The 25613-nt window shown below is 68.6% G+C and carries 14 protein-coding genes; 1 reads left to right on the top strand and 13 read right to left on the bottom strand.

The window, feature by feature from the left end; genetic code table 11:
• The first annotated feature begins 62 nt into the window (after window positions 1-62).
• Entirely contained in the window at window positions 63-968 is a 906-nt protein-coding gene (locus JHD77_RS14660; RefSeq protein ID WP_003085391.1) for a sterol desaturase family protein, read from the top strand.
• Here JHD77_RS14660 and JHD77_RS14655 read toward each other — a convergent pair.
• The 13 genes from JHD77_RS14655 to JHD77_RS14595 form a co-directional block, all read right to left on the bottom strand.
• Window positions 951-1616 carry a helix-turn-helix transcriptional regulator gene (locus JHD77_RS14655; RefSeq protein WP_003163355.1) on the bottom strand — a complete coding sequence of 222 codons (666 nt, stop codon included), beginning with the start codon at window positions 1614-1616 and terminating at the stop codon, window positions 951-953. The genes JHD77_RS14660 and JHD77_RS14655 overlap by 18 nt on opposite strands.
• Window positions 1617-1687: 71 nt before the next feature.
• Window positions 1688-2674: a LysR family transcriptional regulator gene (locus JHD77_RS14650; protein ID WP_023088531.1), complete on the bottom strand. Its 987-nt coding sequence runs from the start codon at window positions 2672-2674 to the stop codon at window positions 1688-1690.
• A gap of 9 nt (window positions 2675-2683) precedes the next feature.
• Window positions 2684-3109, bottom strand: coding sequence for a hypothetical protein (locus JHD77_RS14645; protein WP_003110838.1), 426 nt, complete (start codon window positions 3107-3109; stop codon window positions 2684-2686).
• Window positions 3109-4053: a peptidylprolyl isomerase gene (locus JHD77_RS14640; protein WP_003120806.1), complete on the bottom strand. Its 945-nt coding sequence runs from the start codon at window positions 4051-4053 to the stop codon at window positions 3109-3111. The genes JHD77_RS14645 and JHD77_RS14640 overlap by 1 nt, the downstream gene beginning before the upstream one ends.
• Before the next feature lie 4 nt (window positions 4054-4057).
• Complete coding sequence (locus JHD77_RS14635; RefSeq protein ID WP_003098446.1) at window positions 4058-4537, bottom strand: YbjN domain-containing protein; 480 nt, start codon at window positions 4535-4537, stop codon at window positions 4058-4060.
• A 28-nt stretch (window positions 4538-4565) separates the two neighbouring features.
• Window positions 4566-5228: a hypothetical protein gene (locus JHD77_RS14630; protein ID WP_003085372.1), complete on the bottom strand. Its 663-nt coding sequence runs from the start codon at window positions 5226-5228 to the stop codon at window positions 4566-4568.
• A gap of 34 nt (window positions 5229-5262) precedes the next feature.
• Window positions 5263-6969 (bottom strand): putative porin, encoded by a 1707-nt coding sequence (locus tag JHD77_RS14625; protein WP_016852072.1) that lies wholly within the window; start codon window positions 6967-6969, stop codon window positions 5263-5265.
• Window positions 6970-7036: 67 nt separating this feature from the next.
• A complete protein-coding gene (locus JHD77_RS14620) occupies window positions 7037-7783 on the bottom strand; it encodes an energy transducer TonB family protein (protein WP_003098450.1) in 747 nt (248 codons plus the stop codon).
• A gap of 8 nt (window positions 7784-7791) precedes the next feature.
• Window positions 7792-8211: an ExbD/TolR family protein gene (locus JHD77_RS14615; protein ID WP_003085366.1), complete on the bottom strand. Its 420-nt coding sequence runs from the start codon at window positions 8209-8211 to the stop codon at window positions 7792-7794.
• Window positions 8212-8221: 10 nt separating this feature from the next.
• Window positions 8222-10069, bottom strand: a complete 1848-nt coding sequence (locus JHD77_RS14610; protein ID WP_003098451.1) for a DUF2341 domain-containing protein — start codon at window positions 10067-10069, stop codon at window positions 8222-8224.
• 23 nt (window positions 10070-10092) lie between these two features.
• The gene (locus JHD77_RS14605; RefSeq protein ID WP_003116531.1) at window positions 10093-11727 is read right to left on the bottom strand and encodes a ShlB/FhaC/HecB family hemolysin secretion/activation protein; all 1635 of its coding nucleotides are present in this window, start codon (window positions 11725-11727) and stop codon (window positions 10093-10095) included.
• Between the two features lie 163 nt (window positions 11728-11890).
• On the bottom strand, window positions 11891-12493 hold the full coding sequence (locus JHD77_RS33085; protein WP_003098455.1) for a transposase: 603 nt from the start codon (window positions 12491-12493) through the stop codon (window positions 11891-11893).
• Between the two features lie 390 nt (window positions 12494-12883).
• A complete protein-coding gene (locus JHD77_RS14595) occupies window positions 12884-25417 on the bottom strand; it encodes a filamentous hemagglutinin family protein (protein WP_034022227.1) in 12534 nt (4177 codons plus the stop codon).
• Window positions 25418-25613: the final 196 nt, after the last annotated feature.

Raw genomic sequence — 25613 nt, 5'->3', positions numbered from 1 at the left:
TTCAAGCGCCGCCGGCCTGTCGCGAGCGACGCTGGGGACCTCATTCATCCGGAGGTCCCACCATGCAGTTCTTCCTGCGCTACGCCTACGCGCCCCTCTTCTGGTCCGGCTTCATCGGCCTGGCGACCTGGCAGGTCGGCTATCGCCAAGCTTCCCACGCCTGGCTGGTCGCCCTGTTCCTCGGGGCGCTCGGCCTGTCCTTTCTCGCCGAACGACGACTGCCCTACCAGCCACGCTGGAACCGGCCGCACGCCGACCGCCTGCGCGATGTCCTGCACGCGTCGGTCAACGAAAGCCTGAACGCACTTGGCATCCTCGCCCTGCCACTGCTGGCCGGAGTCCTGGGCTTCTGGCCGGTATGGCCGCAGGCCTGGCCGCTGTGGCTGCAACTGCTGCTGGCGATCGTCCTGGCCGATCTCGGCATCACCCTGGTGCACTATGCCAGCCACCGTTCGGCGCTGCTTTGGCGGCTGCACGCGGTGCACCATAGCGTGCAGCGCCTGTACGGTTTCAACGGGCTGATGAAGCATCCCCTGCACCTGGGCCTGGAAGCGCTCGGCGGCACCCTGCCGCTGTTGCTGCTCGGCGTGCCGCAGACGGTCGCCGCGCTGCTCGCCTTCGCCATCGGCATCCAGTTGCTGCTGCAACACAGCAACGTCGACATGCGCATCGGCGGGTTACGCCATGTGTTCGCCTGGGCACCGCTGCATCGCCTGCACCACATCCGCTACGGGCGCGCCGGCGACGTCAACTTCGCGCTGTTCTTCAGCGTCTGGGACCGCCTGCTCGGCACCGCCCTCCATCGTCCCGACTACCGCCTGGACAGCACCGACATGGGCATCGGCGACCAGCCTGACTATCCCCGCGACTATGCCGGCCAGTTGCTCGCGCCATTCCGCGACCTGCCACGCAGCAGGCACGTCCCACAGCCGCCGGAAGGATTGGGGCGTTCAGCCGGCCAGGCGTAGGTGCGGCAGCGACAGGCCGGCGCGGATACCGAGCAGGCTGCGTACGCTGCGCGACAGGTGCGCGGCGTCGGCAAAGCCGGCGTGATGGGCCGCCTCGGTCAGGCTGCGCCCCTGCAAGGCCAGGGCGAAGGCCAGGTACAGGCGGCGCCAGAGCACCAGGCGGCGCACCGACAGGCCGACCTGGACGGCGAACAGCCGCTCCAGTTGGCTCAGCGAAAGACTGGCGCTGCGCGCCAGTCTTTCCGCCTCGACCCGCGCCGCGAGTTGCTCGTCGAGCGCCGCCAGGGCCTTTTCGACGCGGCGGTCGAGCCGTCGACGAGGCAGCCGCGCAAGCCGCCCCAGCAACGCCTCGGGCTCGCCGGGAGCGTCCTCGAGAAGCTGACGCAGGTCGTCGCTGTCGAACGCCAGCGGCTCGGCGTACAGCGCCAGCAACGGCTGCGACGCTTCGACGCAATGGGCTTGCAGCGAGGGCACCAGCAAGCGCCGGGCCTCCAGTATCTGGCCAGCGACGCGCACTCGCAGCGGCGTCTCCGCCAGCAGCAACTGGTGGGCATAGTGCGCGTGCTCGCGGGTATCGCCGTTGACCCCGGCGAACAGCGCGTGGTCCCGCGCCAGCCAGACCTCGCCCTGCCAATGCCGCTCCGTCATCGCGTACCTTCCGTCAACCGTTCCGTGGCGAAACGGTGTCGGCTATGGCGACCGCCGTCAAGCCCGCAAGGTCAGCGTCCGAACCAGTCGCGCCGATCGTCGAAGGCGTGCTCGATCAGATCGAGCAAGGCACGCACCTCCACGCGGTTCTCCGCTTCCGGCTGCACGCTCATCCAGACTTCCCGCCGCATCGGCTCGTCGAAGACCTGCGGCAACGCCGCCAGGTTGCGCTCCAGGCGTCCGGCGTAATGCGGCAGCAGGCCGATGCAGGCGCCCCAGAGGATCGCCTGTAGCAGCAGGTCGTGGCTCTGTACCTCGATCACTCCCGACTGGCGAGCCGCCACCCGCCGGTTCCAGGGCGCCAGGGCGGCGCTGGCGGCGTGACCGTGGAGCTGCGCCAGCAGGTAGTCGTCCAGCTCGTCCTCGCTGGCCGGCCGCGTGCGCTCGCGCGAATAGCGCTTGCCGATGTGCGGCTGGTACTCCAGCTCGGCGATGCGCGCCGGTGCGGCGAAGTGGCCTTCCATCGCCGGATGCGGCTGCCCCGGATCGGCGATCCAGATGGCGATCTCCGCCGGCCCTGCGCTTTCCGGCCAGCCCTCGCGCAACTCGGCGAGGGCTACGCGCAGGTTGGCGTTCTTGCGCAGGTAGCCCCACAGCTCGCGACTGAGCACATCGTGCAGGACGCTTTCGGCCACCGCCAGGCGCACCAGCGGCTGTTGCCGGTGAAGATCGGCGTGGCTCTGGCTGTCCTCGACCAGGCGCTGCCCGGCGGCCTGGACGATGCGGCCCTCGCGGGTCAGCGAGAGGGCGTTGCCCTCATGCACGAACAGATGCAGGCCGAGGCGCTCCTCGAGCCGGGCCAGGGTCTTGCGCAGCAGTGTCGGCTTGACGTCCAGGCTGCGCGCAGCCTGCATGAAACAGCCGCAACGGGCAGTGACCAGGAAGAAATGCACCACCTCCAGAGAACCGAACAGCTCGTGCCAATAGGCACGGTCGTCGCGTCCCTGCGCGGGCCTGAGCGGTGCCGGGCGCTGCCCGGCGGACTCCGATAGGGCCATGCTTCCTCGCTAGCGTCCAGGCATGAGGCGAATCCGCAGTTCGATCGGCTGCGGCATGTGTTCCGGCGGCGGCAGGCGCAACGAACGGTCCATCAGCGCGCGCCGCAGTTCATTCTCGATCGGCTCGGCGTCGCTGCGCAGGCAGGCGAGACGGACGATCCAGCCGCGTTCGTCGAGCCAGACCCGCAGGTCGATGTCGGTATTCGGCAACTGCCCCGCCGCGCGCCGCGACTCCAGGAAGGCCAGCAGCCGCGGCGCGGTTTCGGCGTCTTCGCCCAGGCGCTGCTGGACCTGCTCGCCGAGCCATGCGGCATAGGCGCCCCAGAGCCGCTGGCGTTCGTCGCGGAACCGCTCGGGCTCGCCGAACAGCCAGCTGCGCAGGTGCCGCCAGCGGCTCGCGCGCGGCCCACGCCTGGCCTCCGGGATGCCGTCCATCAGTGCAGTTCCGCCAGGGTCTTGCCGAGCAACGCGCCGTCGATGCTCAGGGTAGCGTTGTTCACCAGGCCATCCAGGTAGGCCTTGGCTATCTGCTCCTGGCGTTGCGCGCGCAGGCTTTCGCGCAGGCGACCACGGACCTCGTCGAGGGTGGCGAGGCGGGCGTCGCGACGCTCGGTCAGCTTGACCAGGTGGAAACCGTTGGCGCCCTGGATCGGCTCGGACACCGCGCCGACCTTTAGCCGTTCCAGCGCCGGACGGATCGCCGGCAGCAGTTGCGCCTGCGCCAGTAACCCACCGATGTCGCCGCCGTTGCGGGCGGTCTGCGGGTCGTCGGAATGCTTGCGCGCCAGTTCGGCGAAGTCGCCGTCCGCGGCCTGCCGGTAGAGTTCCTGGGCGCGCTTGCGCGCTTCGGCAAGCCCGCCGGCCGCAGAGGCGGCGATGAAGATCTGGCTGACCCGGTACAGCGCCGGTACAGCCAGTTGCGCCTTGTTCGCCTGGTAGGCGGCCTGCAGTTCGGCATCGCTGGGGTAGTCCTCGGGCACCGTGCTCACCGACTCCAGGTAGGTACGCAGGACGATCTGCCGCGCCGCCGCATCGATCAACGTCTTCACCTGCGGACGCTGTTGCCAGTCCTGGGCGCTGGCCTGTTCGTAGAGCGCCTTCTCGGCGAGCCGCGCACGCATCCAGCGTTCCAGTGCGTCGCGGTTCTCGCTCAACTGCGCGCGGGTTTCCGCCGGCACCTCGGCCAGCAGCGCCTTCAGTTCGTCCGGCGCCACCTGCAAGGCGCCGAGGCGGGCCACCGCGGGTTCCGCGGCGGCGCTGGCAGATGGCTTGGCAAGCGCGGCCTGGGCCTGGCCCGCGCCGCCGTCCTCGCGCTGGCCACAGCCGGCGAGAACGGCAAGCGCGAACGCCAGGACGCCGCAACGAAATGCCGGCCGCATCGGCTCAGGCCTCGCCATCGACGGGTTGACCGGCATCCTGCGCCATGCCCTGCTGCTCCGCGGCCAGGCGGCTGTAGTCGCGCAGATAGGCGATGAACTCCTGCAGCAGGCGATCCCACAGTTCGATATGGCTACGCAGGTTGGCCGGGCTGACGCCGCCGGCGACGATCACGTCCATTTCCATCACCAGGAACTCGCCCTGCTGCGACAGGCGGCCGAAGCGCCGGCTGAGATTCCAGCGCTCGGTCAGCCCGGCGGGCAACTCGCCCTGCACGCGCAGGGCGCAGCTGAAGGTGAAGTCGAGGTAGCTCGCCGGCGTCGCCGCCGGATTGCCGAAGCGCACCGCGTAGCCGATTCCCTGGCTGGCGCTGAGCAGTTGCACGACGCCGTTCTGCTCGCTGCGGTTGACCCGATAGCCGGCCTCCTGCAAGGCCTCGGTCAGGCTGTCGACGGAAAGGTGTTCGATCAGGGTGATGTCGTTCATGTCCGGGTTCCTGGTTTGCTATCGGATTTCACTGGGCGAGCGCCGCCTGGCGGTTCTCGACCTGGGTCTTGTAGAGGTCGTCGCCGAGCTTCTGCGCCATCTCTTCGAATTTCACCCGCGCACCGCTGGCGAACGGTTGGCGGATCTTCATCACCTCGGCGACGCTGACGTTCTCGTAGGCGCCGAGAATCTCCTTGGCCACGCCATACATCTCCCGATTCTTCGCGGTGCACTGCTGCAACTGCTGGTCGTGCTCGCGGAACGCCAGGTCGAGCTTCTGCCGCTCGGCCTCCTTGGCTCGCGCCATGACCAGCAACTCGTCGTAGGCCTGCTTGTACTTGCCCAGTTGCTCGTTGCTCGCCTCAACCATCTGCCGCGCCCGGTCGTGCAAGCCCTGTTGCTGGGCCGAGAGCTGCTCGGCCTGGCCCTTGGCCCGGGCCAGCTCGGCGCTCAGTTGCTTGACCTGGGCCAGCGCCGCATCGCGCTGGCTTTCCAGCGCGGCTTTCGCCGCGGTGGCCTGGGCCTGTTCGGTCTGCAGCGCCTGGAGTTGCTGGGTGGTGCTGCGCAACTGGGCGCGCAGGCGTTCCTCCAGGCTGTCGGCGTAGGCCGCCTGGCTGGCGTAGGCGGCGAAGGCGGCCCCGGCGAGCAGCGCCTGGGCCCAGATCGGTAATGAGAAAGGTCGCGTGTTCATGGTCTGCCTCTTCATGGTCTGCCTCGAGGAGCGCTCAGAAGCGCGTGTTGACCTCGAGTTGCAGGACGTCGATGGAGAACGGTGCGCCGTAGACCTCGTCGGAGCTGAGCCAGCGCGCGGTACCGTAGACGCGCTTGTCGAAGCCATAGCTGGCGCCGAGGATGTAGCCCTTGGCGTTGGTCCCGCCAAGGTGGAAGGTGGAATCGTTGAAACCGTCCGGCAGGGCATCCGGCTGGATGTACTTGTAGGCGGCGAAGACCTGCCAGTCGCCGGCGTCGCGCATGTCCAGGGCGTTGCCCAGGGTGAACTGGAGCATCCAGGCGTTCGCCCCGCTCTTGATGTCGCCGTCGGAGCCGAGGTTGTTGGCGATCTGCGCCACACCGCCGGCGCGCTTGCGCATGTCGCCCTCGTCGTAGCCCAGGTTGTGCACGTAGTTGCCGGCCACCCGCAGCTTGAAGTCGTTGGGCAGCTCGGCATCCCAGCCGAGGTTCAGGTCGAGCAGGTTGAACTCCGAGGCCAGGCCGACGTACTGCGGGTTCGGCGTGTTCGCCGGGTCGGCCGGGTTGGGCACGATGTCGCGCAGGAGGAACACCGTGTTGCCCTTCTGCATGAAGGTCGGACGGCTGCCGTCGGTGTCGCACTCCGGATCTCCGGCCCAGGGCCGGCAGGGGCTGGAACGCCGCCCTTCGATATCGTCGAAGCGGTAGTAGGCCAGCGCGCCGGTAAGGCTGTGCTGCGGGTTGATCTTCCAGGTGGCGCCCAATTGCGCGCCGTACATCCACTTGTTGTCGCTGTCTTCCTTGTCGAAACCGTTCGACGAGGCGGTGTCCGAGCTGTACTCCACGGGGAACGCGCCGACCGTGCCGAACAGCGCGACATCGCGGCTCAGCGGCTGGTTGAAGATCGCCGCCACGCCGTCGAAGTTGAGGTCGTTGGAATACAACAGGTCGGTGGACAGGAACGGATTGGCGATCCGCCCGCCGGTCAGGCTCAGGCGCTCGCTGGGCTTCCAGGTCAGGTAGCCCTGGTCGAGCCAGAGGTCCTTCTTGCCGAAGCCGCCGCCGAGGGTCTGGGTGGTCGACACCGGGTTGTTGTCCGAACCGGTGCCGATGCGGATGCCGGCGCTCCAGCTTTCCGACAGAGCCGCCTTGAGGCCGAAGCGCGCGCGCAGGCGCAGCAGGCTGTCGCGGTCCTCGCGGGTGTTGAGCAGCGGCGGCAGGCCCGAGCTGGTATTCGGGTTGACGTCATAGGGACCGTCGTCGTTGAGTTCGGCGAAGTCGGTGATCTGGTTGCTGTTGCCGTTGCCGAAGGAGCGCGACTCGTAGCGCAGGCGCACGTCGCCGTCGAAGCTGATGCGCGAGGCCCAGTCCGGGAAGGCGTTGGGCTGCGCCCAGTTCTCCGCCTTGGCCTGGGTCATTACCTCGGCCTTCACTTCGTCGCGGATCTGGTCGCGCACCACCTGCGGGATATAGGGTACGCGGACCTCCCCGGGGACCGCGGCGACGGCCGCCGCGGGCGCCACGGCCTGGCGCGCCTGCTGGGCCTGCAACGCCTCGGCCTCGGCCTGCCTGACCAGCGCATCGGCCTGTTCCTTCTTCAACACGCCCTGCTGTACCAACAGGCGGATCAGGTTGATCGTGGCGTTCTCCGAGGGCGCCGGCGGCTGGGCCTGCGCCTGGCCGGCCAGCGCGGCGAGCATGACGCCCATCCCCAGCGCCAGTCGGTTCACTTTCGCGTTCATCTGTGTACGGCTCCTAAGGTCCTTCAAGGCAGTCGCCTGCCGGAAATCATTCTGGGTTGGCGTCTTCTCATCCCGGCCGCTTGCCCTGCAGGGCGATGCGCACCGGCAGGGTCAGCGAAGCCGGCGGGCGTTCTTCCAGGCGGCCGGCGGCGCGCAGCGCGGCCAGCACCTTCTGGTCGGTCTCGGGGTCGCCGCTGGAGCGGGTCAGTTCGGCCCGGGTGATATCCCCCGAGGAACTCAGCCAGATCTCCGCCTGCAGGCGGAACGCCAGGTTGCGCAGCTCCGGGTTGTCCCGCAGCAGGCGCTGGAAGGCGTAGGCCAGGTACTGGCTATAGCTGGCGTTGCCGGCGCGACCGCCGCCGGAACCGGCCATCCCGCCGCCCTTGCCGGCGCCGATGTTGAAAGCGTCGGAGCCGGACTGGGCGTCGCCATCCATCTGCATCGGGTCGGCCAGGTCGTCGGCCGGCGACGGCGGCGCTTCCTCCTGCGGCTTGACCTCCTCCAGTTCGGGTTGCGGTTCCGGCTCGACGATCTTTTCCTCTTCCACCGGCTGCTCCGGTTCCGGCGGTTTTTCCGGCGGCGGCGGAGGCGGTGGCGGCAGCGGGATGATCGCCGGCACCTTGGGCGCCTCGCGGCGCACGCCGCTCATGTCGTTGGCCCACTCCCAGACCAGCCAGGCGAGGCCGGCGAGCAGCAGCGCGCCGAGGCCCCACTTGAGGTAGCGCAGGGTCGGGTTCGCCGGGCGGCCGTCGATGGACAGCGGCGCGGCATTTTTCGGCTCGGGGGTGTGCTTGGGATCGGCGGACATGTTCATCCCGGGCCTCAGGTCGGTTTGCCGGTGACCAGGCCGACCTGGGACAGCTCCAGGCGGCGCAGCAGGTCGAGGACCTCGATGACCTTCTGGTACTGCACCGTGGCGTCGCCGCGGACCACTACCGGGAAGTCGGGGTTGAGGGCCTTCTCCGTACGCAGGCGGTCCTCCAGCTCGGGCAGGGTCACCGGGTAGGCGTCGAGGAACACCTGGCCGGCGTCGTTCACCGAGATCGCCTTGGTCTTGGGCTGCGACAGCGCCACGGTGGCACTGGCCTTCGGCAGGTTGATCTGGATCCCGGCGACCTGGGCGGTGGCGGTGAGGATGAACATCACCAGCACCACCATCAGTACGTCCACCAGCGGGGTGATGTTGATGCTGTCGACGGCGCCGTCGTCGTCATCGTCGTGGCTGCTGTTCACGGAAGCCATGGCGTTCTCCTCAGGCCGGCAACGGCTGGCCGTTGCGACGATGGGCCACTTCGCTGAGCTGGCTTTCGCCATGCACCTCGGCGAGGCGGGTGACGAACTCGTCGACGAACACCCGCATGTCCGCGCTGACTTCCTTGTTCCGCGTGACCAGGCGGTTGTAGCCGAACAACGCGGGGATCGCGACGAACAGGCCCATGGCCGTGGCCAGCAGGGCGGCGGCCATGCCCGGGGCGATGGCATTGATGTTGACGTCGCCGGCCATGGCGGTGCCGAGGAACACCACCATGATCCCCAGCACGGTGCCGAGCAGGCCGATGTAGGGGCCGCCGGCGATGGCGTTGGACAGGCTCGACAGGCGCGAGCCGAGCTGCTGGTTCTCCTTGATGCGCACGCCGTCCATGGAGGCGCGGATCGCCTCGATGGTGGCCGCGGAGACGGAAGAGGTGTCGGCGCCCTGCTCGCGGCGGGTACGGATCTCCTTCACCGCCACCTGGTACAGGCGCCACAGCGAGGAGTGTTGCAGGCGGGCGGCCAGCTCGCGGTCGTCGGCGAGCAGTTCCAGGCGCGTGCCGACCTCGGCGAAGCGCTCGCGGAACAGCCCGTTGGCACGACTGACGCGGCCGACGTTCTGGTTCTTGCGGTACATGATGACCCACGACTGGACCATCATCAGCGCCAGGATCGCGATGATCACCCAGGCATCCAGCGGCACTGCGTTGAGCAGGAAGCCGAGCTTGCCGAAGCCGAAGCCGGACTGCTTCTCGTCGACCCCGTAGGCCACCAGGCGCGACTCGGCGCCCTGGGCGGTGGCATCGGCGAGGAGCAGCGCCGCCGGGCGGGCGATCTTCGACAGGCGCAACTCGTCGATGGCGCCCTGGAAGGGTTGCAGGGTCGGCGCCGCGGCGCTCGCCTCACCTTCCCCGCTTGCCGCCTCGGTGGCGGCCGCAGGCGCGACCTGGCCTTCCGCGCCGATGGCGATCGCGCCGCTGAACGCCGGCAGCGCCGCCGCCAGGCTGGCGACTTCGCGACCGCCGAGATACAGCGCCAGCCGGGTACCGTCGGCGACCAGCGCCAGATGCTGCCATTGCCCCTGCGCCAGGGCCTGGCTGGCGGCAGCGCGCTGACCGTTCAGCTCGACGAAGGGCGCACCCTGGGCCAAGCCGACCAACAGGGCGTTGCCGCCTTCGCGGCGCGACAGCAGGACCTGTTCACCGGCCAGTTGGTCGGGACGCACCCAACCGCTGAAGCTGAAGGTGCCACCGGCGCTCACCGCCAGCGATGGGCTGGCCGGCAGCAGCAGCGGCTGGCCCAGCAGTTGCGCGGAGCGACCGATGACGCCCTCCACCGGACTGCCGGCGGCGGTCTGCGCATTGTTGGCGTAGGCGGTGGAGTCCCGCGGCGGAGTGCCTGGCGCACCGTCGAAGTGATAGACCAGGGTGTAGTCCGGGTCGAACACCGACTGGCCGTTGCCGCTCTCCGGCGCCTTGGCGTTGCCGTAGTACATCCAGATGTCCTGGCGCTGGCCACCCTCCACCCGCGGCACGTCGACCCAGATCAGGGCCATGCCCATCAGCGGGTCGAAGCTCTCGACCTGGTGGCGCAACACGGTCTTGTCGTCGGCGGCGACGAAGCGAATGTCCGAGCCGTTCTCGTTGACCCCGTCGAAGGTGAAGTTGCCGGTATGCAGGCGCACCAGCAACGGCAGGCGACCGAGACTCTCGTTGATCGCCGCGCCTTGCGGGGTGGTATCGACCGAGACCTGCTTGCGGTACTGCCAGTCGTCCTGCCACCAGGCACTGGCGCTGGCCGGGGCCAGCAGGCCCAGGCAGATCAGCGATGTCAGCAATAAGCGATACATGTGGGGTTACTCCGGGGTCAGCGTCAGAAGCTCGCCTGCACGCTGAAATGCAGGCGCGAGTCGTGTTTGTCGGTGTTCGTCCCTTCCAGCAGCGGGAAGGCCCAGTCGAGGCTGCCGGACAGCCAGTCGGCGAGTTGCGCGCGGGTGCCGATGCCGACGCTGGCCAGGCTGAAGTCGTCGTCCTGCTCGGGCAGCGCATCCTGCAGGCGCAGTTGCGCGCCCTCGGCGAACACGTAGAAGCGCCAGTCGTTGACGTAGCCGCCGGCGCGCTTGCCGAGGAAGCGTCCGAGGGACGGCGTACGCCATTCCTGGGAGAGCAGGTAGCCGTCGTCGGCGGTGTTCTCCGCCGCCAGGTAGCCACGCACGCTGGTGGCACCGCCGGCGGCGAACTGTTCGTTGGAAATCAGCGGCCCGGAGGCGAGCTGGAAGGCCGCCTTGGTCGCCACCTGCCAGTCGCCGCCGAAGGTCAGGGTGTGGTTGAGATCGCCCTTGAGCACGCCGAAGCCGGACTTGGCGCGATAACGCTTGCGGTCGAATTCCTCGTCGTCGTCGCCGTAGCCGAGGAGACTGCCGGTACCGGCCACCAGGCTCAGGCCAAGGGCCAACTGGGAACGTTCGGTGTAGCGGAAACCGTTGTAGCCGAGGGTCAGCGGGGCGTACTTGATCGGCACCCTGTCGTTGTTGCCGCCGATCCGGGTCTGTTCCTCGAAGTCCTTGAAGTCGACGCCGAAGGAGAACGAGTGCGACCAGAGGCCGGTGACCGGCAGGCTGTAGATCGCCGCCACGCCATAGGAATGGCCCTGACCGACCACATTCATGCTGCCCACCGTGGCCACGTCGCTGTCGGACTGGTAGCCGGACAGCTGCACGCTCCAGCGCTGGCTCAGCGGCGCGGTATAGGAGCCGGACCAGACCTTGGCGTTGTCCTGGTCCTGCGGCGCGGTGAAATAGGTCAGCGAGATGGCGTGGCCGAGTTGCCAGAGGTTGTCGTAGCCCAGCGAAACCACCGAGCGCAAGTGACGGGTGTCGGCGCTGTAGTCGTTGTTCAGGCCGATGCTGGCGTGCCAGGGATTCTTGTCTTCCACCTGCAGGTCGACGTCCATGGTGCCGGGCCGCTGGCCCTCGCGCACCATCGGCAGCACCTGGCGGCCGGGGGTGCGGTTGACCTGCGCCAGCTCGCGCTGGACCTGGGCGAAGTCGGGCACCTTGCCCTCCTCCAGGGCCGGCACTTCCTCGCGCAACTCCACCGGCGAATAGTGCTTGGCGCCGACCACCCGGACGCGACCGACAGTGGTCTCGGTGACCTGCAGGTAGACCACCCCGCCGCTCACCTGCTGCTCCGGCAGCTCGACGTAGACCGACTGGTAGCCCTTCTCCTGGTAGGCGGCCTGCAGCGCATCGCGCGCCCCCTCGATGTCGCCCAGGCTGCGCTGCGGTCCGAGGAAGGGATACACCGCCGCCTCGATGGCGCGGTTGTCCAGCACGGTGTTGCCGCGTACCACGTACTCGTTGATGTCCACCAGACGCTGGGTCTCGGCTCCCGCCGCGGCGGGAGGGGCCTCGTCGGCCAGCGAAGCGCACGACAATGCGACAGCCAGGCAACCGATCGACCAGCGCTGGCGAAACGGGTGCGCACAATTGAACAGCGAACGCTTCACACGGTCCCCCGAAGTTCCATCGGGACTTATTGTTCTAATGCAACAAGTCCGTTCATCGAACAGTTCTGTGAAAGACAACAAACTAGCGGCGACGCATGAACAACCTGTTAAAAACGGCGCCCGCCCTTATGAAATCTCGTTCTTTTCTATTTTCACTTTCGTGCTAGATATTCAGCCGTCGCGCTCCGCCATGGCGCGCTTGCCATGTATGCAACAAGGCGAAGTTCAGGGAGAACTCCGGCATCTGCATGAGATCCCCGGAAATCACTTCCCCGATAATCCTGCCTATTATCCTTACCGCCTCCGCGCTGTTCAGCAGGACGGTTATATCGCTGACGAAAACCGGAAAATTCCAGATCTTCTGCTTCATTTCCAGGCCGACGAACCAGCGATACAGCAGGTTGTAGTTCAATTGCTCGTACAACTGCTGCTCGCTGGGAATCGCGTACAGCAGTTGCAGCAGCAGCGCGTGGATCAGCGGCTCCGGGGCCAACTGCATGCCATGTTCGCGGGCGAGCGCCGAGAGGACTTTCGCCTCTTCGCCAAGGAGACTTTCTATTTGCGGTTTCAGCAACGCCAGGGAATGTCCCGGCGGTATATAGCTGGACACTTCCTTGAGCGCACCCTGCCAATCTTCCTGGGACACTATCCAGACCCATGGCGCCCCATATCGATAAACCGATACCGGTTTCTTGCGTGCGGCTTCGACGATCTTCGATAGGCGCTGGTCAAGTTCCTGCATACCGACTTTCGAGTAACTTTCCATCAATACTCACCGTCCTTCGCCGTATTCACCGGAGTGACCACGGCCGTTAGCGGATACTGTTCTCTTGTTTCAGAGCGGAACGCGTCTTTCTCGAACGACACGCTCATTTCCAGCAACCGGTCAGCGCAACCGGGAAATGGCCGATTCCTTTCGTTCCCGTCCCTGCCTTTCACCGCTGAATTCCGTTTTCCTCATTCACACCTGTTTGACGGCAACCCCGCCGCACCACCGAACTTTTGTCATGAAAACTTCATGCGGCCGGCCATTCGCGCGCCACCGGCGGGGACGAACGGGCATTCACCCGAGAATCGACCAGCGCCTCGGAAGTTCGCAAAAAAAGGGCCCTCCGTGGGGAGGGCCTGGCGGGTATCGTGCCTCCGCGGCGGTGCCTTACAGGATCAGGTTGCCGCGCTCTTCATCGGTCAATTGGCTGCGCGCCTGTTCGCCGAGGGCTCCGGCGCCGAGCACCTGCACGGCGCTGTCCGGGTTGTAGCCCGGCGAACGACTGGCGCCGTCGCGCGAAGGCTCCAGGCGCTCGTTGCCGAACCCGAGCACCTGCACCGTGATCACCGACGGCATGCGCTGCCGCGCGGCGGCCTGCTGCTGGCGACTGACGTCCTCCGCCGCCTGGGTCGCGGAACTCGCCGCGGCGCTGGCGGAGGTCAACGCCCCGGTATTCACCGAAGCCACCAGCGGAATGCCGCTGGACTGGCCCTGGGTCTGGATGTTCGCCGCGTTGACCACCTGCAGCGCCGCCACGTTGACGTTGCCGGAAACCCGGATGCCCGCCTCGCCGGCATCGATGGTGCCGAGCGGGGCGATCAGGTCGATGTCGCCCGGTGCCACTTCGGGAATCGGGTTGAGGGTGGCGATACCGGCGCCGGTGCTGGGCACCTGTGGCGACAGGCTGACGTTGCCCCAGGCGTCGTAGATGCGCCGCGGCGGGGTGTAGACCACGGTGGTCTTGCTGCCGCGCCCGGCGTTGATGTCGCCCTCGGCCGACCAGATCTGGATATCGCCACCGAAGGTGGTCATCACCCGGCTCTGGCCGAGCAGGATGCTGCTAAGGGCGTAGGAACGGATATTGCCAACGCCCTGGGTCACCACACCGGCGGTGGACGGCGGCGCCTCACCTTCGATACCGAATACCTGCTGCCCACCCGGGGTGAGCAACTGGATGTCGCCACCGAAGTTGGTATGCACGCCGGCACCGCCGTACATGACGATATCGCCTTCGTAGCTGATCGGATTGCCCGCCGGATCGCGCTCGGGGAACAGCGCGGCGATCGCGTTGCGCCCGCGCAGGTAGCTGCCCTGGCGCACTCCGCCGACCTCGTTGTACTCGCGGCCGCCGGCCTTGAGCTCGGCGAAGTACACCTCGCGGGCGAAGATCCGCTGCTGCTCCGCCGAGAGGCCGGCGAGGAACTCCCGCGCCTGCTGGGCGTCGCCGCTGAAGCCATAACGCCCGCTCAACCATTCGATCAATTCGTTTTCGTAGGTCCGTACCACCTTGCCGGGCTGTTCCGCCAGGGGCGTTCCTGCCTGCGCCAGGTTGTCGAGCTCCAGGTAACGCCGGAGGAAGCCGGAGTAGTCCGCCTGGCTGGCGCCCGCCTGCAGGACGATGCTGGCGCCGGAGCGCGTGTCGCCCGCGGCGACCGCCCCCAGGCTGGTGACCGCCACCTCGTCGTTCATCAGCAGGTTGCGTCCGGCGCTGATCTCCAGGCTGCCCGGTCCCGCGACGTTGAAGTTGCCGTAGAGGATGTCGCGCCCCGCCTGCACCAGCGACACGTCGGTAGCCGAGGTATTGACGAACAGATTGCCGCTGCTGGCGTAGACCCCCATGTTGTCGCTCGCGGTCCGCTCGGAGCCCAACCCGGTGCCGCTGCTGACGATGTCACGGCCGGCGATCATGCGCACCGCACCATGCCCCTCGTAACGCAACTGGCCGAAACGCACATCGCTGGTCCCGGTGTAGCGCAGCAGCCGGCCACTGTCGACACCGACCAGATCACCCGCAAGGGCGTAGAAGCGCGACGGTTCCAGCGCCGCCCCCCATTCGCCGGAGACGCTGTTGGCGCCGAAGGCGAACAACGGGAAGTGGTTCGTGTCGGCGCGGCTGCCGTCGCTGGACAGGTTGTCGACCTGCCGCGTGATCCCGGTATAGCCCTGGTAGCTCGGATTCAGCGGCGTGGCCAGGCTGCCGGTGCTGGCGCCGGAACGGCTGATGCTGTAGCCGCCGGCGTAGATGGAGTCGCCGGCCAGCAGGTCGAGACGGCCCTGACTCGACGGCGCCAGGACCAGCGCGGTCCTGTCGCTGCGAGCGTTTTCGCGGAGTGTCGCGTTGCCATAATAGAGGCTGCCGGTCAGCGCCACGGCCGACAGCTTCGCCGGATAGACCAGCGCGGAATCGGTGTCCTGTTCCGTCCTGCCTTGGGAAACCGGGGTCAGGTTGCCTCCCGCCGATGTCAGGTCGATCGCCGTGCGTTCGGTCCACAACGAGAAACCGCTCAGGCCGTAACCCTCGACACCGCTGGCGCTGGTATAGGGGGTGCCGTTCATCAACGGCGTCCGCCCGGGATCGACCACCCCTTGCAGCACCAGGTCACCCAGGCTGTTCAGGCTGAAGGTGGCGTCGCCCGGCACCAGCGTCGGCCCGCCGTTGGCCAGGCCGAGGGTCGAGACGAAGGGATCGTAGGCGCGCCGTTCGCCCGGAACCTGATCGCTATCCAGACGACCATAGATCAGATCGATACCACCCAGGCTCGTCGCCCGGACCTGAGCATTGCCGCGCAGGTTGACCATCGCGCCGTACAGTGAACTGCCCTGATCGAAGGGCGTCAACGGGTTGAGCGCACCGCCGATACGTACGTCCATGTCTCCGCCGCCGCTCAGGGTCAGTTGGCCATCGGCGCCTACCCGGCCGCTACCGCCCACCGCCAGCACCAGCCCCTGGCTGCGCTGCGACGTTTCCTGCGGAACGCTGGACGTGCGCGCCTCGATGACGCCCGCATCGCCCGCGACCTTCAGGCTCAGATCGCCACCGCCCAGGGTGCCGATGCCGGTGAAGCCCACCTGCTGCGTGGCGGCAGCCGCTCCATCGCCGCCCGGCTGGCGCGCATAGGTGCCGAAATTGATCCACCAGGCGGTGCGGTCGGCCGTACCGGCGGTCGAACCGCTGCCCTGGCGCCAGAGCCAGTTGCCGACGGCCGCCGAGTCGTAGCCGGCGTTGGGTACGGCGCCGGACAACCGACCCAGCACATCGCCGCGCAGATCGCCACCGACCGCCAGCGTCAGGTTGCCGCCCAGGGTCGGGTACCAAGCGCTGTAGAGGCTCTGTTCGCCGCCGTCCACCCATTGCTCGTAACCGCCCAGCGCCGGATCGCGCAGAACGCTGCCGCCGTCCCTGGCACGCGCCAGGTTGTAGCTGGAATCGACCGCGCTCGCGGTACCGGCGGTGTAGACTCCGAATGGCGAATCCATACGCAGGTTGCCGGCGGCGAACAGGTCGAGATCGCCAGTGCCGGTGCGCAGCACGCTGAAGCGCGAAGCGTAGGGTTCGGCTTCCAGCGCATAGTCGTCGCTGGACGCAGCGCACCAGGTCGGGAAATCGTCACAGATGGTCGGGTAGCCCAAGGCCTCCGGGTCCAGTGGGTCGCCCGGCTTGATGCCGGGGTCGCCCCATCCTGCCACCCCTTCCTCGGTCCACACCATGCCGCCCGAACTCGCGGCGCACCAGGTCGGGAAATCGTCGCAGATGGTCGGGTAGCCCAAAGCCTCCGGGTCCAGTGGATCACCGGGCTTGAGGCTGGGATCGCCCCAGTTATCCACCCCTTCCTGGGTCCATACCAGCCCACCACCCGCCGCCGGTATGCGCCGCATGCCGTAGTGCGTATCGGCGAGGCGCATCTGCCCGCTGGAACGCGGATCGGTCAGCCGCGGATCGGCCGCCTGCAGATCGGCGCCAGCCACCAGGCGCACGCTCCAGGACTGCGAACCGGCCGCCAGCATCGGCGCGATGGCCCAATTGTGCGAAACCGCACCGGCCGGGCGTACGTCCACCGACGCGGCGCCATCGGGCAGGCGGATATCGCTGCCAGCCGGCAGGAAGGCCCCGGCGCGCAAGGCCAGTCCACCGGCCAGACGCACGCCGTCGACTTCGTCGTTGGCCAGCGTGGCGCGGCCGGGCAGCGGCACGCCGCCCGGCCAGGTCATCCCCGTCACGGGCGTCGCCAGCGGCAGACGGCTGCCGGCGCCGAGGCGGGTGCCGGCGGGCAGGTCCAGAGCCTCGCCAAGCAGGCTGCCGGCCGGCCGGAGCAGGTTGCCGGCGGCATCCAGCAACGCTCCCTCGAGCACCGTTCCCGCCGGCAGTTGCAGTGGCTGGCTGAGCACCGCCTCGACCGGCAGCCGGGTACCGGCGGCCAGGGTCATGGCCTTGATCGGCAGTTCGAAGTTGAGCGTCTTGCCGGCCGGGAAGAAGCTGTCGTCGTCCAGCCGCACGCCAGCCGTCGGCACCACCCGATCGCCGCCCAGGTGATCCTGGCCGGCTAGCAGCAACCAGCCCTGATCGTCGTCGGTTTCCGGCGGCGGGGCGAAACCGTCGGTGACGCTGCCGTAGATGTTCAGGTCGCCGCCGGCGCGGATCGCCAGCGAACCGGCCTCGCCGGAGCCGTATACCGAGGTTTTCGCCCTCCGCGGGTTGAGACTGGCGTAGCGATGGCCCGACAGGTCCAGGTCGCCCTGCACCACCAGGTCGCCATCGGCCGTGGCGCTGACGATCTCCAGCCCGGGGCGCAGGTGGAAAGCTTCCGCGTAGGTGGCATTGTTCAATCCAGCCAGCTTGCCGTCGAGCAGGGTGCTATTGGCCAACGCCGCCTGCATGAACAGTTCGCTCTGCTGGTGCTTGCCATCCAGGTAGGCCTGGGTGATCTCCTGGTACGGCCGGCCGTTGCTCGCCGGCAGAGCGGCGACCGGCGCGTCGTCGTAGCGCTGCACGGCGCTAAGGGTGATGGCGCGGACACCAAGGATCTGCAGCGGCGCACCGGCGTCGATGGCGATATCGCCCGCCGTCGCCCCGCCCAGACGCGGCGCGTACAGGTCGAGGGTGCCGCGGGCGACGCCGTCGTTCTGCCCGGGCGCGCTTCCCGCTGCCGCCTCGGTGCCGTGGCGCAGGTCGATACGGGCACCGGCGCCGAGGCTGAGCAGCCCGTCTCCGGCGTTCAGCTCGATCAGCGCGCGGTTCGGCGAATCGATGATCTTGCCGTAGCTGTCCACCCGCAGCCGCCGCCCATGGGCATCGAGCAGCGCCTCGCCACCGATGCTCAGGCCCTGCTTGGCGGCCAGGCGGATACTGCCGACCTGCTCGCCGCTGGCGTCAAGCACGCCGTTCACGCTCAGATGGCCACCATCCAGCGACACCTCGATCGTCGAGGCCCTGACATCGTTGCCGATGTTCAGGTCGCCCTGCTTGATCTGGAAACTGCGCGCACCGAACACCTGACCGGCATTCAGGCGCTGGTTGAGAGCGGCGAACCGGCTGTCTGGCGTACCGTCCTCGCCCAGCCGCTGGGCACGGATCTCGACGCTGCCCGCGGCGTATGGCACCAGGGTGCCGCCAGCGTCGTATTCGCCGCTGCTCGCCGCCAGGATCTGCCCCTGTAGGTCGACCACGCCGGCCGCGCTGTCCAGCGCCACCGCCGTCAGGCTACCGGCCTGGTTGTTGCTCGCCGACAGGTCGATGCGCGAAGCGCCGGCCTGGCGGATGTTGCCACCGTGGCTCAGCAGGTTGACTTCGCCGCCCCAGCTGTAGCGGGTCACGTCGTCGAAACGCAGCGCGCGCCCGGCCAGGTCGAGCTGGGCGCCGGCGCCCAGTTCCAGGTCCTCCTGCGCGGTCAGGCTCAACTTGCCGCTGGGCAGGCCGACGCGGGTGTCCAGCAGCAGGCTGGCGCCCTCCAGGGCCAGTTCGGCGCCCAGTGCACCATTGGCCAGTTCGACCGGGGTGGATGCCGCGCCGTCGCCCCCCGCGCTGACCCGCAACGCACCGCCCGCCAGCAGGCTGTTGCGTGAGCCGGCCTCGCCGGTGAGCAAGGGTGTGATCAGGTTGAGATCGCCGCCGCTGTATGCGTAGCCGCTACCAGCCCGATACTCGCCCTGGCTCTGATAGACCGCGAGGCTACCCTTGTGGTTGGCGGTGATCCGCTCGCTGGCCGCCAGGTTGACCGTGGCGAAGCCCAGCGCCAGGCGCTGGTAACTGTCGATGGCGCTGGGCTGGCTGAAGGGACCGTAGCCGAACTCCAGGCGTTCGCTGCGGATGTCCAGCGTGCCCTGGCCACTGCCGGCGCCGCCGGCGATGCCCCCGGCGGCCGGCGTCTGCGCGCCGTTCCAGATCAGGTTGGAGGTGCGGATCGAGGCGACGCTGTCGCTGTCGCCGTATCCATAGATCGCCGGGGTGCCCAGCACCAGGCGCGACAAGCGGGAGCGACCGCTGCTCGGATCGTAGGAATCGAGGCTGACGTCGCCGTAGAAGTTGAACGCGTCGCGGGCGTTCAGCACCAGCGTCTCCAGGGGCGGCGCGCCCTCCGACGCATCACCCTGCAGCAGGCGGTCGAGCACTTGCTGGTCGAGCGCCAACCCGGTCGGCAGCACACCGCGCTCGGCCAGTTCGGCCAGCAGCGCCTGCTCGCCGACATTGAAGCCGCCCGCCGCCAGGGTCAGGTTGCGGGTGCCGTAACGCACGCTGCCGTCGAGCACGAAGCGCTTGTCGGTGGCCGCGACCAGACTGCCCTCGGAATACAGCCGGGTTTCGCCGGCCACACCATCGGCAGCGGGAACGCCAAGCAGGATGTCGCCGGGACCACTGTCCGGCGTTCCGGCTTCCGGTGGCAAGACGTTCAGCACGCCGTTCGACAGGGCGAGCATGGAACGCCCTCCCGACGCATACAGGAAGCCATCCCGTGCATCGTAGGCAGCAGCCCCCCGCCCTAGGGTGACAATGGCGGCACCTTGTTCAAGGCTGATCGCCTCCCCCGGCCGATTCGCCAGGAGGAACACCTCGGGTGCGGCCAGTTCGGCGCCATTGCGCAGGACGATGCTTTGCGCGCCATCGGTGATGTCGAAGGTGACGTAATTGCCGCCTTGCCCGTAGAGCACTGCTGGCGTCGAGCCGATCACCATGCGCGCCGCACCGAAGGCGTTGAGATCGTCGGCCCGCAGCGTCACGCCCTGGAACCCCTCGCTGGCCTGCGCGCCGGCGCCGACGATCTCGATCCGCTGGTTGTTGCCCAATACCACCAGACTACCGCCATAGCCGCCTCTGGCGGCCTGGAACAGCCCGGTGCCGTCGAACGCCAGCGCATCGGCACCGCCACCGGCGAGCAGGTCAAGGCGCAGGCTGCGCGCATCCACCGGCAGCATCGGCCGCGGGATGCCACGGCGAGCAGCATCGGCCATGGCGAAGTCGCTGTAACTCGTTTCGTTGTACTGCGAATGGCGCCGCAGCACATCCGCCGGGGTCAGCAGCACCTGGCGGAACAGTTCGTCGCGCACCCCGGTGCCGGCGAGGGACAACTGCCCGGCCAGCGACCAGGAGCCGCTGCGCATGAGCTGGGTGGGCGCTGCCCGTCCCAGCCCGGCCTGGCCGTTGAGTTCGACCCGGTACGCGCCGGGCAGCAGGGCGTAGGTCGACGGCAACAGGGTGTAGGTTCCCGCCGACAGGCCGGGCACGCCGCTACCGATGCTGATCTGCTGGCCGACCAGCGGGTCGACGGCGCCGCCTTCGGCGGCCACCGGCGCGATGCGCTGAACCCCGGGCACAATGGCGTAGATCGGATTGTCGGCCAATCCCGGCAGGTCGAAGCGGCCCTCCTCGTCGAAACGCACCAGCGGGTTGTAGCGCGCATCGGTGGAGCCACCGCGGCCGGAAACGAAACCGGCGCCGAGCAGTTCGCCGCCGCCGGAAAGATCCAGCGTCGCTCCGGACGCCACCCGTACGGAGCGGCCACCCAGGTCGACCCCGGTATCCATTATCCCCCTCTCGTTGAAGCTACCGCCGACGCCGGTCAGGGCGATTTCCTCCCCGGCATAGCGCCAGACCTGGCCGTCTACCGTGCCGCCGTAGGGCAAGGTCAGGCCGGCGCCGCTGACCGAGGTCAGGCTGCCAGACAACAACTCGACCTTGTCGGCGTTCTGGCCGATTTCCAGATAGCCCAACGGAGCGCGCACGACGCCGCCCTGAACGACGCTCGCCGCCCCCAGCGACAAGCGACCGAAGACCGCCAGGGGCTGCTCTGGCGTCGTCGCGTCGCTGCGCTCGATACGCAAGCTGCGCGCCGGGTCGAACGCCGCAGCGGCGCCATCGGCCTGGTAGCCGTAGCCGGCGAGAATCCGCGCGCCCGCCCCGGTGCCCGGATAGAGCTGCGCAGCGCGGATGAGCAGATCGCCGCCACTGAGCACCTGGGTGTTGATGCGCTCTACCGGCGTCGCGTTCCCCGCCAGCAAACGCATGTCGCCCGTGCTGGACAGCTCGACCCGGTCGAAGCCACGCCGGTCAATCGTCTGCGTCCCGCCACTGGCGTCGCGGAAACTGCCACGCGAGCCGAAGACCAGGCTGTCGCGGATATCCAGCACCTGCGCGCTGGCTTCGAAGAGCGCCTCGCTAGGTTGCCTGGAAACCTCGAACAGGCCGGTCGACAGCGGCTGGGTTTCGTTGTTCTCCGCCGCTTCGTTGACGAATGCTCCCGCCAACAGCAGGGACGGTGCCGACAACCTGACCCGGCTATCGCCGGCGGCGCCTTCGCCAAGCCCCAATGCCCCGCTGTAGAGGCGCAAACGTTGCGCCAGGGACAGCTCCAGATCGCCGGCGAAACTCAGCAGGCCGTCGCTGAACAGGGTCAGGTCACCGAACCCGCCATCCTGTACCTGGCTCGCCGCCAGGCGGCCATGGCCATAGGCATAGTCTCGCCCTTCCCCGGCGGCTTCGCGCTGCTGGCCGACGATCAGCTCGCGCGGGCGCAGCACCTGGTCGGTCGCCAGGCTGGTCAGGTAGTTCGGCGTGGCCAGCGCCAGCGTCAGGCTGCCGGCGGCGGCACCTTCCCCGCCGGCGAAGGCGCGCAGGTCACCATCCAGGTACAAGCCGTTGGCCGACGCCAGGGAGATACTGCCGCCGGCGCTGCTGACCCGGGTCTGGCCGACCCCGGGCACGTCCAGCAGCGCCTGGGTGCCGGAGGCATCCAGCAGGCTTCCCGGGCGCAGGTCGATGAACAGTTCGGCGGCATCGGCCTTGCCGCTGGCATGTTCGACCGTGCCGCCGATGACAATGCTGCCACCATCGGCCACCTGGCCGTAGCGCCGCCCCTGGAAGTCCAGCGCGGTCGCAGCGCGTGCGGCGACATCGAGCACACCCTGCTCGCCAACGCGGATGGCGCGCTGGTGGCCGACGCTCTCGACCTGGTCGCGCACCGGATCGGGCAACGCCACGCTGCCCAGTTCGATCGAGCCGCCCCAGGCGTTCAGGCGACCATCGACGCTCAACTGGCCGACGCTGCGCAGCTCGATGCGCTGGCCGGGATCGACCTCCAGCAGGCTGCCACCACCGACGTCGAGGACGCTGTCGGCCACCTGCCCGGCACCACTCTGGCGGCTGCCGGCCTGCAGGAACAGGCTGGCGCCGGGACGCTGGCGCAGTTCACCGTCGGCCGGCCGCTCCTCGTATAGCGGCGTCAGCCAAGGCTCCAGCGCGAGCAGCGGGTCGGCGCCGCTGGCGACGCTGACGGCGTCGTCGCGGAAACGGTACAGCGGACGCAGCACCTTCACCTGTGCGCCTTCCGCCACTTCCAGTCCCTGCTCGCCGATCACCTGGTAACTGGCGAAGCCCTTGTCGAAGAACCCGGCGGCCAACGCCAGGGTGCCGTCCTGCGCCGCCGCGCCAATGCTCACCCGCGGCGCCTGGACGCTCAGGGTGCCGGCGCCGGCGACGCCATGGCCGGCCAGTTCGCCGCCCAGTTGCAGGCGGCCGTCACCTGCCGCCGAGCCGGTATTGGCCGACAGCGTCAGGTCGCCGCCCTTGCCGCCCACCTGTTTGCCATCGGCGAGCAGCGCGGCCCCGGACGACACGTCGATCCGGCTGCCATCGCCCAGCGACAGGTCGCCGCTGCTACGCAGGGAAATCCGCCCGCCGTCGAGATGAGCTCGATCGGCATCCACGCCGCCCTGCGCCTGGTTGCTCCAGAGGCCACGCGCATCCAGCGTCACGCCATCGCCCAGGGTCAGGGCGGCACGCTGGCCGGCGGCGGGGGTGAGATAGGTATCGATCCGCTCGCCACGGGCTACCTCCACCTGCTCCAGCACGTTGCCCAGGCGCAAACTGCCGGCGCGCGCCGTGAGGTCGGCGTTCACCTCGACCTCGGGCGCGTACAGGACGATCTCGCCGCCATCGCTGACCTGCAGGGCATTGTCCACCGCGATCCGCTCACGGGCGGCCACGCGCAGCGCCCCCAACTCGAAACCCGACAGCCGTTCGCTGTCGAGCAGGAGGACGCCCCGCTGTTCGTCGGCCAGCGCGGTATCCAGGTCCAGGTTCGCCGCCAGCGGCTCGCCGCCATCGGCCAGGCGCACCTGCTGCAGGGTCGGCGCAAGGTTGTACAGCACGTTGCCGCTGGCACTTTCGTAGCGCGGGGTATAGCTGCCCACGATCAGCTCGGCGCCGCGCGCCACTGCGTTCTGCGCCTGCTGGTAGCCATCCGCGCCCGACTGCGGCGCGCGCACCTGGCGCTCGCCCTGGAATACCTTGCCGAGCAGGTCGCCCTCGAGCACCGCCGAAGCGGTGCCGACCACCAGGCGGCCAGCATCGCGGCCGACCATGTAGCCGCTCTCGTAACGGCTCTGCGGGGCGATCAGCGGATTGTAGAAATAGCGCGTCTGCCCCCAGCGCGGGCTGCTGTCCTCATAGCCGCGGTAGATGCCCTCGTAGAGCAGGTCGCCGGGGGCGCGGGAGATTTCGTAGAGACGTCCGTCGCTGCCCTTGAGCCAGGTCTGCCGGATCAGGCCGCCCTGCACATCGAGGGACCCGCCGGAGAGGTTGACCGTCGAGCCGGGCTGGCTCACCAGTTCGCCGCCGGTGAAGGTCAGGGTGCCGCCCTGGGCCATCCACTCGCCGGCCGAATGGTTGCGCGTGCCAAGGTAGCCACCCAGTTCCAGCAGGCCGCCGGCGGTATACCAGCGATCGGTGGCGTAGCCGTTGGTGCCGGCCGGAACCAGGACCAGTTCGCGGGCATCGACCCAGACATCATTGCTGGCCAGTCCGCCGCCGTCGCGGTTGACCGGCGCGTCGCGCTGCTCGTTGCCCTGGACATTGATCTGGATGTTGTTACTTTCCATCGCCACCTTCACCCCGACGGCGCCGGCGACGTCCACCTGCGCGCCGTCGCGCAGCAGGCTCCGGCCCGCCGCGCTGACCGCCACCTGGCCGCCGCTGGCCAGGGTCAGCGAGCCGCCCTGGAAATCCACGCTACCGCCGCTGACGATCTCAACCCGCGACTGCTCGCTGCGATCGGCGACCCGGCTGAGGTTGTCGAAACGACCGATCACGTTGTTGGTCGGCGTGGTGCCATCCAGCGCCTGCTGGGCGGCATCGCGCTGGCTGTCGAGGGCGCCGGCGCCGCTGGCGTCGATCAGCACCGCGGTGGTGCTGCCCTCGCCCAGGACCACGCTGCCCCTGGCGTCGCTGGCCGAGTTGAGCAGGTGGATGGTGCCGCGCACGTCGGTTGAGCTACTGGACAGAGCGACGCCCTCCTGGCGGACCTGGCGCCCGGTCAGGGTGATGTCGCCGGTGGCCGCCTGGATCAGACCCTGGTTGACCACCCGGCCGGCGGCGCTGTCAGCGGCCAGGGAGGTGGCCACTTCATTGCCGCGGGTGGTGGAGCGCAGGTTGCCATCGGTGCCGACGCCACGGCGAATGTAGAAGCTGTCGCCCGCCGCCAGGGTGGTCTGGCCCTTGGGCGTGACGATCTGCCCGGCGTTCTCCACCTCGCTGCCGAGCAACAGCACGTAGCCGCCCGCCGCGGTGGAGCTGGCCGGATTGGCGGTCTGCAGCAAGGCGCCCTGCTCCACCCGTACCGCGCCGGCGGCGTCGGTGAAGCTCGGCTGGCTGCCGTTGGCGTCGAAATACAGGCCGCGTTCGCGGAACTGGCTGTCGCTGATGGCTGCGGCGGCGACGGCCAGGTTGCGTACGTTGACCTGGCTGCTGCCGCTGAACACCACACCGTTGCGGTTGGCCACCATCACCGTACCGTCGGCCTTGATCTGGCCCTGGATCTGGCTCGGCCGGGCGCTCGGGTCGTTGACCCGGTTGAGCACCGCCCAGTTGCTCTGCTGGTCGAACTGCAGGGTGGTCTGCCGGCCGATGTTGAAGGTTTCCCAGTTGAGGATCGCCCGATCCGCGGTTTGCTCGACCGTCACCGTGGTACGCCCGTCGGCCTGCGACTGCACTGGCGCCTTGGCGTTCTGCCAGGCCTGCTCGAAAGGCAGGGAAGCGTCTACTTTCAGGCCGCCCTCGCCCAGGCCGTCCGGGATGTCCGTCGGCGCCGCCAGCGCGGCCTGGCGTCCCGCCGCCTGGGCGGCCTGCTGCGCGGCGATGGCCGCCACGGTGTTGTTGAGGTTTTGCAGCGAACGCTGCAACTGCTGGTTGACCTTCTGCTGCTGGGCCAGCGGCGGTGGCGTCATGCCCGGCAACTGCGCACTCGGACGCGCCGCCCCGGCGCTCTGCTGGGCGCCCTTGGCGGCGAACCAGGCGGCGCTGAACGGCTGGGAAGCCTGGGCGCCACCTGCAACCATGAGCAAGGCGATGATCTGCGCCAGCGGTTTCAGCCGCGGCAAGCCGCCATCGAGCGAAACGGTGACGGGGGACGACGGCACGAACGGACGAGACGGCATGACGCGAGATTCCTTGGGCGTGTTCAACTCGACGCGTCGGCTTGCCAACGCGCATTCCTGATAGAAAGACAGCCCGCAACCGGGCGGGCCGAAGTCTTGTCACGGAAAGTTCATGGAAAGCGGCTAAGCGCCGGAAAAAAGAAACCGGCAGTGCTTGCGCACCGCCGGTCTCCGCTATCGCCCGTGGACTGGAGCG

The organism is Pseudomonas sp. P20, assembly GCF_016463925.1.
GTDB classification, from domain to species: domain Bacteria; phylum Pseudomonadota; class Gammaproteobacteria; order Pseudomonadales; family Pseudomonadaceae; genus Pseudomonas; species Pseudomonas aeruginosa.
This window is presented reverse-complemented; position numbering and strand designations above follow the sequence as displayed.